Origin of the sequence: Rhodosalinus sp., assembly GCF_046542825.1 — a bacterium.
GTDB lineage: Bacteria > Pseudomonadota > Alphaproteobacteria > Rhodobacterales > Rhodobacteraceae > Rhodosalinus.
Window position 1 is genome coordinate 1 of sequence record NZ_JBKHAQ010000074.1, and the last position, 14272, is coordinate 14272.

Below are 14272 nucleotides of genomic sequence, written 5' to 3' on the forward strand. Positions count from 1 at the left end.
GCAAGATGTCCGATTTCGGCCTGCAGCTGCGCGCCAAGCAGAAGCTCAAGGGCTACTATGGCGACATCACCGAGAAGCAGTTCCGCCGCATCTACCGCGAGGCGGAGCGCCTGCGCGGCGACACCGGCGAGCTTCTGATCGGCCTCCTGGAGCGCCGGCTCGACGCCGTCGTCTATCGTGCCAAGTTCGTGCTGACGATCTTTGCCGCGCGGCAGTTCGTGAACCACGGCCATGTCCTGGTCAACGGGAAGCGCGTCAACATCCCGTCTTACCGGGTCAAGGAGGGCGACGTGATCGAGGTGCGCGAGAAGTCGAAGCAGATGACCGCGCTGCTCGAGGCCGTGCAGTCGCCGGAGCGCGACGTGCCCGACTACCTCGAGGTCGACCATTCCAAGATGACCGCGCGCTTCGTGCGCACGCCGGGCCTGTCGGACGTGCCCTACCCGGTGGTCATGGAACCGAACCTCGTCATCGAATTCTACGCGCAGAACTGATCCCGGCGGCGTGCCGGAAGAGGGGCCGCGCCCGGGGCGCGGCCCTTTCGCGTTTCCCGGGCCGACTTGCGCGCCGGGCGCCCGGGCCGCCCGGCGATCCTGCGCCAGTGGCCAGAGACGGGCATCTTGTCTCTGGTCCCGCCGCGCCCCGGCCGTTATGAGAGGCGAGAGAGCGGAGAGGCAGATGACCGAGTTTATCCAGCCCCGTGAGGGCATCCTCGAGATCGCGCCCTACCAGGGCGGCGCCTCCACCGCGGAGGGCGTGGCGAACCCGGTGAAGCTCAGCTCGAACGAGAATCCCTACGGCCCGCCCCCCGCCGCGATCGAAGCGGTGCGGCGCGCCGCCGCGCGGCTCCATCGCTATCCGCCCACCGACCATGGCGCGCTGCGCACGGCCATCGGTGCCACGCATGGCGTGGATCCCGCGCGCGTCGTCTGCGGCGTGGGCAGCGACGAGATCATCGCGCTGCTCTGCCAGGCCTACGCCGGTCCGGGGGCCGAGGTGATCCATACCGAGCACGGCTTCTCGATGTATCGCATCAGCGCGCTGGCCTCCGGCGCGCGCCCGGTCGAGGTGCCCGAGCGCGACCGCACCACCGATGTGGACGCCATCCTGGCCGCGGTCACGCCGGCCACGCGGCTCGTCTTCATCGCCAACCCGAACAACCCCACCGGGACGATGATCGGCGCGGATCAGGTGACGCGGCTGGCGGACGGGCTGCCGGCGCACGTCCTGCTGGTGCTGGACGGGGCCTATGCGGAATACGTCGAGGGTTTCGACGGCGGCGCGGCGATGGTCGATGCGCGCGACAACGTGGTGATGACGCGCACCTTCTCGAAGATCTACGGGCTGGGCGGTCTGCGCGTGGGCTGGGGCTATGCGCCGGCGCATGTGGCCGACGTGCTGAACCGCATCCGCGGGCCGTTCAACCTGTCGACGCCGGCGCTCGCGGCCGCCGAGGCGGCGCTGGGCGACACCGTCTTCGTCGAGCGCTGCCGGCGCGAGAACGCGCGCCTGCGCGCCTTCCTGGCCGAGGCGCTGGCCGCCCACGGTGTCCCGTCGGACGAGAGCCATGCCAACTTCGTGCTCGCGCGCTTCGCCGATGCGGCAGAGGCCCGCGCCTGCGACGCCTTTCTCAGGGCCGAGGGGCTGATCGTGCGGCCCGTCGCGGGCTACAAGCTGCCCGAATGCCTGCGCATCACCGTGGGCGACGAAAGCGCCTGCCGCCGGGTCGCCCACACCGTCGGCCGCTTCCGGGCGGAGGCGGCATGACGGCGCCGGTCTACGACCGCGTCGCGCTGATCGGGCTGGGCCTCATCGCCTCGTCGATGTTCTGGGCGATCCGCAAGGCCGGCCTCGCGCGCGAGGTGGTGGGCACCGCCCGCTCGGCCGAAACGCGCAGGACCGCGCGCGAGATCGGGCTGTGCGACCGCGTCACCGAGACGGCGACCGAGGCAGTGGAGGGCGCGGACCTTGTCGTGCTGGCCGTGCCGGTGGGCGCGATGGGCGCGGTGGCGCGCGAGATCGGCCCGCACCTGGCCCCCGGCGCGACGGTGACCGACGTGGGATCGGTCAAGCGCGCGGTGGTCGAGGCGGTGGCGCCGCAGATCCCCCGGGGCGTGCATTTCATCCCCGGCCACCCGCTGGCCGGGACAGAGCACTCCGGCCCGCGCTCGGGCTTTGCCACGCTCTTCCGCAACCGCTGGTGCCTGCTGGTTCCCGGGCCCGGAACCGACCCCGAGGCTACCGCGCGGCTGCGCGCGCTCTGGGAAGGCATGGGCGCCAGCGTCGAGGAAATGGATGCCGACCACCACGACCTGGTGCTGGCCGTGACCTCCCATGCGCCGCATCTGATCGCCTACACGATGGTCGGCGTGGCAGACGACCTGCGCCGCGTGACCGACAGCGAGGTGATCAAGTATTCGGCGGCGGGCTTTCGCGATTTCACCCGCATCGCGGCCTCCGACCCGACCATGTGGCGCGACGTGTTCCTGACCAACCGGGACGCCACGCTCGAGATCCTCGGCCGCTTCACCGAGGAGCTCTTCGCGCTGCAGCGCGCGATCCGCACCGGCGACGGCGAGATGCTTTTCGACTATTTCACGCGCACCCGCGCGATCCGGCGCGGCATCATCGAGGCGGGACAGGACACCGACGCGCCGGACTTCGGCCGGGCGAAGGCAGAGGCGTGAGAGGCGCGCTGCGGTCCCTGTCGTTTGTCGCGGCGTTGCTCGTCGCGGCTCCGCTTGCGGGCGCGCCCGACAGTTCCCTGCGTCCCGTGACGCGCGTCACTACGGCCGAGACGACGAAGCCGCATCGCCCGGTGTCGCGCCAGGAGGCGCGGGGCACGGGTCCGGCCGAAGCGATCGCATGGACCGGGCCGCGTCCCATCGTGCGGCCGGCCACGCTGCTCCCCGCCGCGGCGCCCGCTGCCGCGCGCCCGGCCGACGGCATCGCCATCGCCACGTCCGCCCGCGCCGTGCCGCACCCCGGCGTGCGGCCGGTAATCGCGGCTCGGGCCGTCGTGCGCGGTGCCGCGCCGATCTCGCCCGAGGTGCCGGGCCTCGCCCGTTCCCTGCGGCCGCAGGTGCGCGGCGAGGCGCTGGTGCAACGGGTCATGGCGCGTCGTCGCGCGCTCGACAGCAACTCTGTCTGCGGGGACCGCGATCTGCAGGGTGTCGTGGTCGGGCGCGTCAAGGGCCACCTGTCCGCCTGCGGCATCGAGCAGGCGGTGCAGGTTCATTCGGTGATGGGAATCGGGCTGACGCAGCCTGCGCTCCTCGATTGCCCGACCGCGCAGGCGCTGAAGCAATGGGTGCGGCAGGGACTGAAACCCGCGATCGGCACCAGGGGCGGGGGCGTGGACCGGATCCGTGTGGCGGCGCATTTCGTCTGCCGCACACGCAACCACCAGAGTGGCGCCCCGCTGTCCGAGCACAGCTTCGGGCGGGCGATCGACATCTCCGCCGTGCGCCTGCGCGACGGGCGCTGGATCACCGTTCTGGATCACTGGGGCGGCGGGGCCGAGGGCCGCGCGCTGCGGCAGATGCACGCCTCTGCCTGCGGCATCTTCGGCACGGTGCTGGGCCCGGCCTCGGACCGCTGGCACCAAGGCCACTTTCACTTCGACACCGCGCGCCACCGCGGCGGCGCCTACTGCCGCTGAGCGCTCCGGGCGAGACTGCCTCTCCCGAACCGCCGATGTCCTTTCGGCCCCCTTCGTCTTCGGGCCGGCGCCTCTCATGCCGGACCGGCCCCGGAGCGTTCGAACAGAACAGAAAAGCCCGATGGATGCCGCCCTTGACACCCAGGCCGTTCGGCGGGAGTTCTGCGACCGGCCCGGTCAACGGAATCTTGCGCCCCTCTTGGGGTGCTGAAGGGCCTGATGCCGCATCAGCCGAAATCGAGGGCGCCGCCGCATGCGTGCGACTGTCCGGCGCGGCGCCCCGCCCGCCGCTTCCCGCCCGCGGCTTCGTCGGCTTCCCGGTGGGTCGGGCGCGTCTTCCGGTGTGAGGCGCCCTCGCGCCGCAGGATGCGTGGCAGGCGCCGGTCGGCCGGGTCAGCCCGACAAGGCGGCCGCGCCCCGTCGGGCGAGCCAGAGATTGACGGCAAGCAGGATGCTGCCGGTCGCGGCGATGGCGATCACGCTCATCGCCATGCCGGTCTGGACCGAGCCCTGCTCGAACTGGCTGAACACGAAGGTGCCCACGGTGCGCACGCCGGCGGGGGCGAGCATGATCGAGGCGACAAGCTCGCGCGAGGCGATCGCGAAGACCAGCATCATCGCCGCGATCAGCGACGGCGCCATCAGCGGGGCGAGCACATGGCGCAGCGTCTGCGCCGGGCTTGCCCCGGAGACGCGCGCGGCGTCGTCGAGGCTGCCGCCAAGCTGGCGCAGCCGGGCCACCGCGTAGCGGATCGGGTAGGGCAGCAGGATCGCGGTATAGGCAACCAGCAGGATCGCGATCGTCCCGTAGAGCGTCACCGGCAGAAACGGGCTGTTCCAGGCGAGGATCACCCCCACGGCGAGCACGATCGCCGGGATCGCGTTGGGCAGGATCGACAGCGCGTCCATCACCTTCCGGCCGCGCCCGGTGCCGCGCACCACGATCATCGCGACCACGGCGCCGATCGCCCCGGCGAGCAGCGCCGTGACCACCGCCAGCCAGCCGCTGGTGACCAGAGCCTGCGCGGCGCGGCTGCCCGGCGCGAAGATCGGCGCGTAGTGGCGCAGGCTCAGATTGCTCCAGGTCAGCCCGCCCGAGATCGTGCCGGTCAGCGAGGTCGCCACGATTGCCGCAAGCGGGATCACCACGCCGATCAGCGCGACGACGCCGAACAGCGCCAGTACGGGCCAGCGCCAGCGCCCGAGTTCGGCCCTTTCGAGACTGGCGGGCTTGCCGGTCTGCGCGATGTAGGAACGCCGCGTCGCGACCCAGTTCTGCGCCGCGAATGCCGCCAGCACCAGTGCCATCAGGATCACCGAGCCCACCGCCGCGCCGGACAGGTCGATGGGATAATCCGACAGCCGCGTGTAGATCCCGGTGACCAGCACGTCGAAGCCGGTGCGTGCGGCCAGCGCGGCGGGGGTGCCGAATTCCTCGATCGACAGGGCGAACACGATCAGCAGGCTCGCCGCGATGGCCGGGATCGACAGCGGCAGCGTGATCAGCACGAAGGCGCGCACCGGCCCGGCGCCCGCGACCCGCGCCGCGGCGCCGAAGCGCCCACCCACCGCCTCCACGCCGCGCGAGACGGCGAAATAGACCAGCGGAAAGAGGTTGAGCGTCATCACGAAGGCGACGCCGCCAAAAGTGAACAGCAGGCCACCGAGATCGATGCCCGTCATCTGAAAGAGGTAGCCGCCGCGTTGCAGCGTCATCATCCAGGCGATCGCAGCGATGAAGGGCGGGATCACGAAGGGGATGAGGAAGATCACATCCCAGATGCGCGCCCCGGGCACACGGCAGAGCCCGCGCAGCATGCCGGTCGGTAGCCCCAGGATGACGCAGCCGATCATCACCCATCCTGCGAGCAGGAGCGTGTTGCGCGCCTGAATGAGCAGCCGGTCGTTCTCGGTGAGCACGTCGAGCCGCGAGAACGGGGCCGCGAGAGAGCCGCCGCGCGCGAAATCGGGAAACACCGCCTGCAACAGGATGAACAGCACCGGCACCCCGATCAGCAGGATCAGGATTCCGGCGGCGATCGGCGTCATCACCGTCTGCGCGCGGGGCATCGGGAAGCGCAGCGCGGGGCCGCACGGGCGGCCCCGCGGGGGCGTGTCGGCGCCGGAATCAGCGTCCAAGCACGACCTCGTTGTAGCGCTCGAGGATCTCGGTGCGCTGCGCGTCGAGTTCCTCGGGGTCGAGTTCGATGATGTCGAGTTCGTTCAGCCCGGGCCGGCGCGCCTCCACGTCGGTGCGCGAGGGCATCAGGAACACCTCGGCCACGAGTTCCTGGCCGGCCTCGGACAGCACGAAGTCGATGAAGGCCTGTGCGCTCTCGGGCGCGTCGGTCGAGCCCAGGATCATCATCGGGCGCGGCGCGATCACCGTGCCGCTCTCGGGGGTGATGACCTCGATGCTCTCGCCGGACTCGGCCCGCCCGTAGGAGATGTAGTCGACCGCGCCGAAGACGGCGGCGGCCGCGCCCTGCAGGACGGGGTTCAGCGCGGCGGCATTGGCGCCGGGAACGATCATGCCGTTGTCGGCCAGATCGCCGAACAGCGTCCAGGCGTCCTCGCCCATGGTTTCCTGCAGACCCGCGACCAGCTCGAACGCCGATCCCGATTGCGACGGGTCGGGCATGGTGACGAGATCGGTGTAGTCGTCATCGGCAAGGTCGCCCCAATCCGACGGGCGCGGCGTGCCCGATTCGGTGTTCCATGCGATGGCCAGCGCCGAGACCGCCTGCGCGACGTAATGCGAATGCTTGAGGAAGTCGGGAACGGTCTCCGCGTTCGGGGAGGTGTATTCCATGAGCAGCCCGCGGTCGTGGAGATCGAGCGCCGAGGCCCAGCTTGCCGAGATCACGACATCGGCCTGCGGATTGGACTCCTCGGCCTCGAGCCGCGCCATGACGTCGCCGGTCGTGCCCTGGAACAGATCGACCTCGATGCCCGTCTCGGCTTCGAAGGCATCCTGCAGCGCCTCGGCAAGGCTGGCGGGGCCGGCGGAATAGACCGTGATGCTGTCGGCGCTCGCCAGCGCAGGGGCGAGCATCAGGGCGGTGAGTGCAGTCGTCGTTCGAAGCATGGGGATTTCCTTGTCTGTGGCAGGCTTCATGCGGTCGCGGGGAAGACCCGCAACCGGTCGTGATCGAGGTCGAGGCCGATCGTCGCGCCCACGCGGGCAGGCCGAGCGGCCGTGCAGGTCAGGCGCGTCGCCTCTCCCTCGAGGGCGAGGCTCAACAGGTAGCGGTCGCCCTGGAAGCGACAGTGTTCGACTGTCGCGGTGAGTGCGCCGTGCTCCGGCAATGCCGGAGCGAGCGCAGCGCGCGGCACCAGCAGATGCGCCGCGCCGGGTGCGGCCTGCGGCGCGGTCACGTCCAGGGACCCCTTCGCGCCGCGAAACCGCCCGTCGGCGACGGTTCCCTCGAGGATTGCGCCGGTGTTGAGGAACCGCGCCACGGCGAGCGTTGCGGGGTTGCTGTAAAGGCCCTCGGGCTTGTCGAGCTGGACGATGCGCCCGTCGTGCATGACCGCGACCCGGTCGGCGATGGTGAAGGCCTCGGCCTGATCGTGCGTGACGTAGAGCGCCGACAACCCGAGGTCGCGCAGCAGCGCGCCGATCTCGATGGCGAGGCTCTCGCGCAGCTCGCGGTCGAGATTGGACAGCGGCTCGTCGAAGAGCACCAGCGGCGGCTCCGCCACGACCGCGCGCGCGAGTGCCACGCGCTGTTGCTGCCCGCCCGAGAGCGTGCCCGGCGCGCGATCGGCCATGTGATCGAGCCCGACCCGCGCCAGGGCGCGCAGCGCCCGCGCGCGCCGATCGGCCCTGTTCATGCCGCGCATGCGCAGCGGAAAGGCGACGTTGTCGACCACGCTCAGATGCGGCCAGAGCGCGTAATCCTGAAACACCATCCCAAGGCCGCGCGCCTCGGGCGGCGCGACATGATTCGCCCCGTCCGCGACCAGCCGGCCATTGACATGCAGACGCCCCGCGCAGGGCGCCAGCAGACCGGCGGCGATGCGCAGAAGCGTGGTCTTGCCGCAGCCCGACGGGCCGAGAAGCGCGATCACCTCCCCCGGCGCCAGATCGATCGATATGCCGTCGAGCACCGCCTTGCCGTCAAACGTCTTGGTGATGCCTTCAGCGGTAATCGCGGACTGGGCGTTTGGCGTGTAATGCTTCATGGAGGCGAGCTAGCCCTCGAATGTAGCAAATGCGTGACAGATTGTCATCCGACGCAGGGGGCCGTCCCGTAAGCCCTTGGCGCACAGGGCCGTTCAGGGGCACCGCCTGTCGCGCTCGTCCGGCAGCGCCCCGCCGTTCGGGACCCTGGAGCCGACCCTGGAGCAAAGGCAGACGACGGAACGCAGGGGCTGGAACCGGGGCCAATCCCGCCGCGATGCCCAAGGGCGCGGGTGGCGTGCACAAGCGGCAGGCCGGGCGTTGCCGGCGCGTGTCGGCGCGCCGCGGCCATGCGCGTCCCGGTTGGCTCAGGCGGCGGTCGCCGTGCAGCGGGCCGCGACCAGGGACGGCATGCCGGCGGGCACGATCCTCGACGGGAATGGTGCCGGCTGGACCGCGGTCTGGCGGGCCATCGCACCGGTGCGCCGCAGGCGCGCGACTGCTTGGCCGGTGCACGGCGACCGGGCTTCGGACAGGCGCCACCGGGCCGAGGGAGGCGCAACGCCTGCAACAGGGTCACGGATCGAGACGAACTTCCCCGATCCCTGCCCCCGGTCTTTCCAGGATGACCCGCTTGGGGACAGGTTCCGCCGGTCGGCCCACGGGGTCGCCGGGTCACGATCGGGCGCGCAACGACAGCCTCGTGTCGGCAGGGGGTCTTCGCCTGGCGATTTCGGAAGGTCTCGTCCGGCGGGAAGAGCGCGATCACCAATGTGCCGGGCCGGCATTGCGCAGCCGCCGGACGAGCCCGGACAGCACGAGGTAGGAACCGGGTTTGAAGTCCCGCGACCGGGCGAGGCGTGCCTCCAGATCTGGCAACGGAAGGCAGCGGGAATAGGCGATCTCGCCGTCGTGGCAGACGGCCTCGAAATTCGCCGGCAGCGTCAGGTCGTGGACGATCAGCAATTCCTGGTGCAGCCCGCGATCCGAGACATAGGTGACCGCCGTTTCCTCCACCGGCCGAAGACCCGCCAGCAGCCGGGCGTCCAGCCCGGCTTCCTCCCAGCCTTCCTGTGCCGCGGTCTGGGCGACGCTGCGCCCGGCGGCGCGGCCCCCTGCGATCAGGGTGTCCCACTTGCCCGGACTGGAGAGTGCATGACCCGAGCGCATCGAGATCCAGACCGACAAGGGCTGCCGCCCGGCCCCTTCGACCAGCCCGTTGATGTGCACCTTCTGCACCCAGAACCCGAGGATGCGCAGGGCGCTGCGATCCAGCCGCGCCAGCTCGGTCCCTGCGGGTCCGTCCGTGACCGCCATCGCCTCGCCGCGCGGCGGCTCGATCCAGCCGCAGCGGAACAGCTCGTCCCGGATATCTTCCAGCGCGTCCGTCGGGTCCCGGGACGGGAGCGTGACATGGTGCGCGTCGTCCCGCAGCAGGCCGCGCGCCACCAGGTGCGCGGCGACGGAAAGCGGGACCGCGCCCAGCGGTCGCGGATGGATGTCGAAGTGCAGTGGACGAAAGGCGAGCGTGGGCGGGATCGACATGATCTGCGGCGGCGTCCTGTGACCGGGCCCGTCAGCCATGAGGAAAGACGACGGCGGCGTCATGGGGAAAGTGGATTCCGACCCGTTCGCCTTCGGCCACCCGGCGCGGCGACATCAGGGACAGCGCGGCCTCGCCCTGCTTGCCCAGGGCCAGGGTCACGCGCCAGTCGCGCCCTTCGAACAGGCATCGCCGCACCGTCCCGGTCAGCCGGTTGGCATCGTGTGCGCCGGTCCCTGCATCCAGCGAGATCGAGCCCGGATGCAGCATCACCGTGACCGCGTCGCCGGGGACGGCCTTGCCCGCGAGGGCGCTCCGCGGCAGGGTCACGGGCTGGGTGCCGATCGACACCGCGATCGTCGCGGCGTCGTTGGCCGGCAGCAGCTGCCCCGCCATACGCGTGTCGTAACCCGCGAGCGCCGCGATCCAGGCCGATTGCGGCCGCGCGAAGAGATCCACCGGCGCCCCGGACTGCTCGATCTCGCCGGCGCGCATCACCACCAGAAGATCGGCGAAGGAACAGGCCTCGAGCGGGTCGTGGGTGACGTAGAGCACCGTCTTGCCGACGCGCGCGAAAAGATCGGCGAACTCCATCCGCATGTCGAGGCGCAGCTGCACGTCGAGGTTCGACAGCGGCTCGTCGAGCAGCAGCACGTCGGGGTCCGTGGCGAGCGCGCGGGCGATGGCCACGCGCTGTTGCTGCCCGCCCGAGATCTGCGAGGGCAGCCGGTCGGCCAGCGCCCCGATCTGCATCTGGTCGAGCAGCGCCGCCACCCGAGCGTCGCGCTCGGCGCGGGTCAGATGGGCGAGGCCGTAGCCGACGATCTGCGCCACCCGCATGTGCGGCCAGAGCGCGTAGTCCTGGAACACCATGTTCAGCCGCCGCTTGCGCGCCTCGAGCGCCCAGCCGGGACGGGACAACTCGGTGCCGTTGAGCAGGATCTGCCCGGCATCGGGCACGTCGAGACCGGCAACGAGGCGCAGGATCGTGGACTTGCCGCAGCCCGAGGGGCCGACGATGCAGGCGACCTTGCCCCGCGGGACGTCGAGGGAGACCGCGTTCAGCACGGTCTGGCCGTCAAAGCTCCGGCTCAGTCCCTCAAGTTGCAGCATCGGACGGTCCTTTCGGGTCGGGGGTGCGGAGCATCCTTGTCAGCGCCAGCCTCGATGCGGTGCTGATCCCGGCGATGATCGCCACGGTCAGCCCGCCGGCCAGGAGCGTCGCCGCCGTGGCAGCGCCGAACTGGCCCTGCTCGAAGGCGCGGTTGACATAGACCGGCAGCACGTCGAGCCGGGGCGGCCGCAGGATCGAGTTGATCGCGAGGTCGAACATCGCCGCGCCGAAGGCCGTCAGCGTGGCCGAGACCAGCGCCGCCGCGATCAGCGGCACGACGATGGTCGCGATGCGCCGCCCCAGCCCCGCGCCCTGCAGCGCCGCCGCCTGCAGCATCGAGGCCGGCACCTGCGCCATCGCGCCGAGCAGGACGCGCACCGCGATCGGCACCGCCCCCGCGATCCCGGCCAGCACGAGAATGAACGGATGGCCGTAGAGCGACAGGCCCGCGCGATCGACCAGCGGCGCGTTCCAGATGAAGATGTAGCCGATGCCGAGCACGACCCCCGGCACCGCGAGGCTGAGCGTGCAGGTCAGGTCGATCAGCCGGTTCAGCCGGAAGCCCGAGAAGGTCAGGACATAGGCCGCCGCCGCCGCGATCAGGCCCGAACCGATCGCGGCCTGCGCGGCGATGCCCGTGGAGGTGCGCAAGGCGCTCAGGAACTTGCCGCCGGTCTCCAGCACGTAGCCGTAATTGCGCAAGGTCAGGTTGTCCGCGCCGATGCCTCGGGAAATCGTGTCGGTGAAGGAGACCATGACGCTGGCGCCGATCGGGATCACGAGCGCCAGCGCCAGGGCGGCGAGGGCGATCGCGTTCGGCAAGAGTGCCAGGTTGCGCCCCTCGACCGGCGCCAGCCGGGCGCGGGCGCCGAGGAAATCGTAGCGCCGGCTGCGCAGCACGCGGAAATAGGCGACCACCGCCAGCAGCATGATGACGGTGACATAGAACGCCATCACCCCGGCAAGATCGAAGCGGATCGGCGACTGGTTGATCGCCACGTAGATCGCGTAGGTCAGGGTCGGAAAGCGGTAGGTGGTGGCGAGCGCCGCCGGCAGGCCGAAATCGCCCAGCACGTCGATGAAGATCAGGAGCGCGCCGGACAGGACCGCCGGCAGCAGCATCGGCAGCCGCACGGTCAGCAGCACCCGCAGCGGACCGGCACCGTTCAGCCGCGCGGCGTGGACATAGTCGTCCATCCGCCATTGCAGCGCGGCCGAGACGGTGAGGTAGGCGAAGGGAAAGGCCTTGAGGCTCATCACCACGGCAAGGCCCCAGGGGTTGAACACGAGATCGGGCACGAAGTCGAGCCCGAACCACTGGTTGGCCAGCCCGCCGCGGCTGGCGAACAGGATCCATCCCTGCGCCAGGATGAACGACGGCAGGACGATGATCGCCCAGGCGGCCACATCGAGCGCCGGGCCCAGCGCCAGCCGGGACGAATGGCGCAGGATCGCGAGCCCGCTGCCGATCAGCCCGCCGACGATGGCCGCGATGGTGGCAAGGAACATCGAGTTCCACAACGCGCGCCGCCACAGGGGCCGCTCGAAGATCTCCAGAAGGCCGCCGAGCGTGAAGCCGCGCGGCTGGCCGGAGAACGCGCCGGGCAGGAAGGCCTGCAGCAGCACCGCCGCCATCGGCGCCAGGACCAGCACGACAAGCGCCGCGACGACCGCGATGCCGAGCCAGTCCTCGGCCGAAAGCCGCTGTCGCGGCCGCGCCGCGCGGGCGGCGACGTCAAGGGAAATCTGGCTCATCGCGGCCTCCGGCAGGACGGGGGGGAGGGGCTGGGGATCGCCGTGCGCCCGGCGATCCCCGATACCGGCCCGGGCTGCGGGTCAGTTCAGCGCCTGATCCGCGAACCAGGTCTTGATCTCGGCCTCATGCTCCACCGCGAAGGCGTCGGAGGCGACGAGATAGGTCTGCCCCTCGGGCGGGCCGTCGGGGCGGCGCTCCGCGCCGGTGACGGTCGGCTCGAACTTGCCGTCGGACGGGATGGCGGCGGCAAGGTGGCTCTGGGTCTCGGGCTCCAGCAGCCATTCGACGAAGGCCCGCGCGGCTTCGGGACGTGGCGTCTCGGCCTGGATGCCGACGCCGCGCACGACGCCGGGCGCGCCGTCCTCGGGCCAGACCACGCTCACGGGCACCTCGCCGTCGGCAAGGACGGTATAGGCCACCTGCGAGGTGATCAGCGCCAGCGAGATGTCCCCCGACGCCAGCGCGGCACCGGTCGGGCCGTTGGTGCGGAACACCCGCATGCCGTTCTCGAAGTAGCTGGTGAACAATTCGCGCGCACCGTCTTCCCCGAGCTGCTCGAAGAACTGCGCCACGCAAGGGTAGGCGGGCGCCGCGACGGCGGGATCGGCCATGCCGAACTGCCCGTTGAACCGCGGATCGGCGAGATCCGCAAACTCCGCAGGCGGTTCGTCCACGAGGTCGGTCCGGTAGAGCATCACGCAGGAGGCGGCCAGCCCGATCGGGAACCACGACCGGTTCTCGGGGAGGAACCGCTGTCCCACGTCGTTGAGATTGTCGAGATTGGCCGGCTCCAGGTCGCGCAGCAGCGCGCCCTGCTCGTCAAGCATGTGGAACGTGTAGGAGCCGTTGTAGATCAGCACGTCCCATTGCGGGTTGGAGGCCTCTGCGGCGATCCGTGCGAGGATCTCGCCGCCCGACATCTGCACGACGTCGATCTCGCGGCCGGTATCGGCCTCGAAGCGCTCGGTGATCGCGCCTTCGAAGTCGTTGGTGTACAGGACAAGCGGGCCGGCGGCATCTTGCGCCACGGCCGGCAGGGAAAACGCGGCGGCAGCGGTCAGGGCCGCCGAGCCGAGGGTTGTCTGGAAGGGGGTCATGGGCATCTCGCTTTCAGGTCGCTGCGGGAAGGGCGCCGGGCGACTGATCCTGTCCCGACGCACGCCGAGCGTGCTCACCGAAAGCGACGGTTCTGTAACAGATGCCAGAGGCAATATCGGGACGCCGAGTTCCCGTTTCGGAACACCCCGGGGACCTGTCCCCCGCCGAGGCGGCGAAAGCACGTCCGCCTTGACCTGCGCTGCGATGTGATCCGCCACCAGACGCAGGGTCGCGTTCATGCTCTGCCGCGAGGGGGTCAGCAGGGTCACGGCCACCGCCGGGCCGGTCCAGTCCGGCAGGATGCGCTGCAGCCGGTCCTGCGAGATCGCCTCCCGCACGGCGAATTCGGGCATCAGGGCGACACCCTTTCCCAGCAGGGCGGACGCCGCCAGAACCTCCGTGTTGGCGCAAATCATCCGCGGCGCGGCGGGAAGCGCCTCGGCACGGTTCTCCGGCCCGTCGAGCGTCCAGGCTTTCTGCCGCTGGTCGCCGCCGAAGGCCAGCACGTCGAGCCCGGCAAGGTCGCCGGGGCGTTCCGGCACGCCCTGCCGCTCCAGCAGGGCGGGGGCGGCCACGAGGATCGCGGGGTTTCGGCAGATCCGGCGCTGGATCAGCGCGCAGTCGCGCAGGCTCCAGGAATGTGCCCGCAGAATGAGGTCGTTGGCGTCGCCGGCCGGATCGGGATCGCGCTCCGAGACCTCGAGCGCAAGCGACAGGCGCGGATGCGCGTCGAGCAGACCCGCGACATAGCCCGGCAGGCGCGGCGCGAGCATCGACGCGACGCTGAGGACCACCTGTCCGGCGATGTCGCGCCGTTTGCGCAGCAGCCTGTCCTCGGCCTCCTGCGCCGCCCACACCATGCGCCGGCCGAGCCGATAGGTTTCCTCGCCTGCCGGCGTGAGGGTGAATTCCTCGCCGCTGCGGATGATCAGCCGCGTCTTCATCTGCGCCTCGAGCCCGGCGAGCCGTCGACT

Annotated in this window: 11 protein-coding genes; 4 read left to right on the forward strand and 7 right to left on the reverse strand. The window is 70.9% G+C overall.

Annotated elements, in window-relative coordinates:
• The 4 genes from rpsD to ACLFOB_RS10390 form a co-directional block, all read left to right on the forward strand.
• The coding region (gene rpsD, locus ACLFOB_RS10375; RefSeq protein ID WP_410926027.1) for a 30S ribosomal protein S4 at positions 1 to 494 on the forward strand (494 nt) is incomplete at its 5' end.
• A gap of 184 nt (positions 495 to 678) precedes the next feature.
• Positions 679 to 1767, forward strand: a complete 1089-nt coding sequence (hisC, locus tag ACLFOB_RS10380) for a histidinol-phosphate transaminase (RefSeq protein WP_410926028.1) — start codon at positions 679 to 681, stop codon at positions 1765 to 1767.
• Complete coding sequence (locus tag ACLFOB_RS10385) at positions 1764 to 2687, forward strand: prephenate/arogenate dehydrogenase family protein (RefSeq protein WP_410926029.1); 924 nt, start codon at positions 1764 to 1766, stop codon at positions 2685 to 2687. Before hisC ends, ACLFOB_RS10385 begins: the two co-directional genes overlap by 4 nt.
• Complete coding sequence (locus tag ACLFOB_RS10390) at positions 2684 to 3661, forward strand: extensin family protein (protein WP_410926030.1); 978 nt, start codon at positions 2684 to 2686, stop codon at positions 3659 to 3661. Before ACLFOB_RS10385 ends, ACLFOB_RS10390 begins: the two co-directional genes overlap by 4 nt.
• A gap of 393 nt (positions 3662 to 4054) precedes the next feature.
• On the opposite strand, the gene ACLFOB_RS10395 is transcribed toward ACLFOB_RS10390, so the two are convergent.
• The 7 genes from ACLFOB_RS10395 to ACLFOB_RS10425 all read right to left on the reverse strand — a co-directional run.
• Complete coding sequence (locus tag ACLFOB_RS10395) at positions 4055 to 5710, reverse strand: ABC transporter permease (protein ID WP_410926031.1); 1656 nt, start codon at positions 5708 to 5710, stop codon at positions 4055 to 4057.
• 79 nt (positions 5711 to 5789) lie between these two features.
• Positions 5790 to 6749 carry an ABC transporter substrate-binding protein gene (locus ACLFOB_RS10400; protein WP_410916799.1) on the reverse strand — a complete coding sequence of 320 codons (960 nt, stop codon included), beginning with the start codon at positions 6747 to 6749 and terminating at the stop codon, positions 5790 to 5792.
• 26 nt (positions 6750 to 6775) lie between these two features.
• Positions 6776 to 7849, reverse strand: a complete 1074-nt coding sequence (locus ACLFOB_RS10405; protein ID WP_410926032.1) for an ABC transporter ATP-binding protein — start codon at positions 7847 to 7849, stop codon at positions 6776 to 6778.
• A 703-nt stretch (positions 7850 to 8552) separates the two neighbouring features.
• Entirely contained in the window at positions 8553 to 9332 is a 780-nt protein-coding gene (locus ACLFOB_RS10410) for an NUDIX domain-containing protein (RefSeq protein ID WP_410916797.1), read from the reverse strand.
• Positions 9333 to 9363: 31 nt separating this feature from the next.
• Entirely contained in the window at positions 9364 to 10443 is a 1080-nt protein-coding gene (locus ACLFOB_RS10415) for an ABC transporter ATP-binding protein (RefSeq protein WP_410916796.1), read from the reverse strand.
• On the reverse strand, positions 10430 to 12199 hold the full coding sequence (locus ACLFOB_RS10420; RefSeq protein ID WP_410926033.1) for an ABC transporter permease: 1770 nt from the start codon (positions 12197 to 12199) through the stop codon (positions 10430 to 10432). Before ACLFOB_RS10420 ends, ACLFOB_RS10415 begins: the two co-directional genes overlap by 14 nt.
• A gap of 81 nt (positions 12200 to 12280) precedes the next feature.
• Positions 12281 to 14272: extracellular solute-binding protein (locus ACLFOB_RS10425; RefSeq protein ID WP_410926034.1), on the reverse strand; the 1992-nt coding region annotated here is incomplete at its 5' end.

Excerpts from the sequence above, each read along its gene's own strand:
- hisC (WP_410926028.1), top strand. The coding sequence starts at position 679 with ATGACCGAGTTTATCCAGCCCCGTGAGGGCATCCTCGAGATCGCGCCC.
- ACLFOB_RS10385 (WP_410926029.1), top strand. The coding sequence starts at position 1,764 with ATGACGGCGCCGGTCTACGACCGCGTCGCGCTGATCGGGCTGGGCCTC.
- ACLFOB_RS10395 (WP_410926031.1), bottom strand. The coding sequence starts at position 5,710 with ATGACGCCGATCGCCGCCGGAATCCTGATCCTGCTGATCGGGGTGCCG.
- ACLFOB_RS10400 (WP_410916799.1), bottom strand. The coding sequence starts at position 6,749 with ATGCTTCGAACGACGACTGCACTCACCGCCCTGATGCTCGCCCCTGCG.
- ACLFOB_RS10405 (WP_410926032.1), bottom strand. The coding sequence starts at position 7,849 with ATGAAGCATTACACGCCAAACGCCCAGTCCGCGATTACCGCTGAAGGC.
- ACLFOB_RS10410 (WP_410916797.1), bottom strand. The coding sequence starts at position 9,332 with ATGTCGATCCCGCCCACGCTCGCCTTTCGTCCACTGCACTTCGACATC.
- ACLFOB_RS10415 (WP_410916796.1), bottom strand. The coding sequence starts at position 10,443 with ATGCTGCAACTTGAGGGACTGAGCCGGAGCTTTGACGGCCAGACCGTG.
- ACLFOB_RS10420 (WP_410926033.1), bottom strand. The coding sequence starts at position 12,199 with ATGAGCCAGATTTCCCTTGACGTCGCCGCCCGCGCGGCGCGGCCGCGA.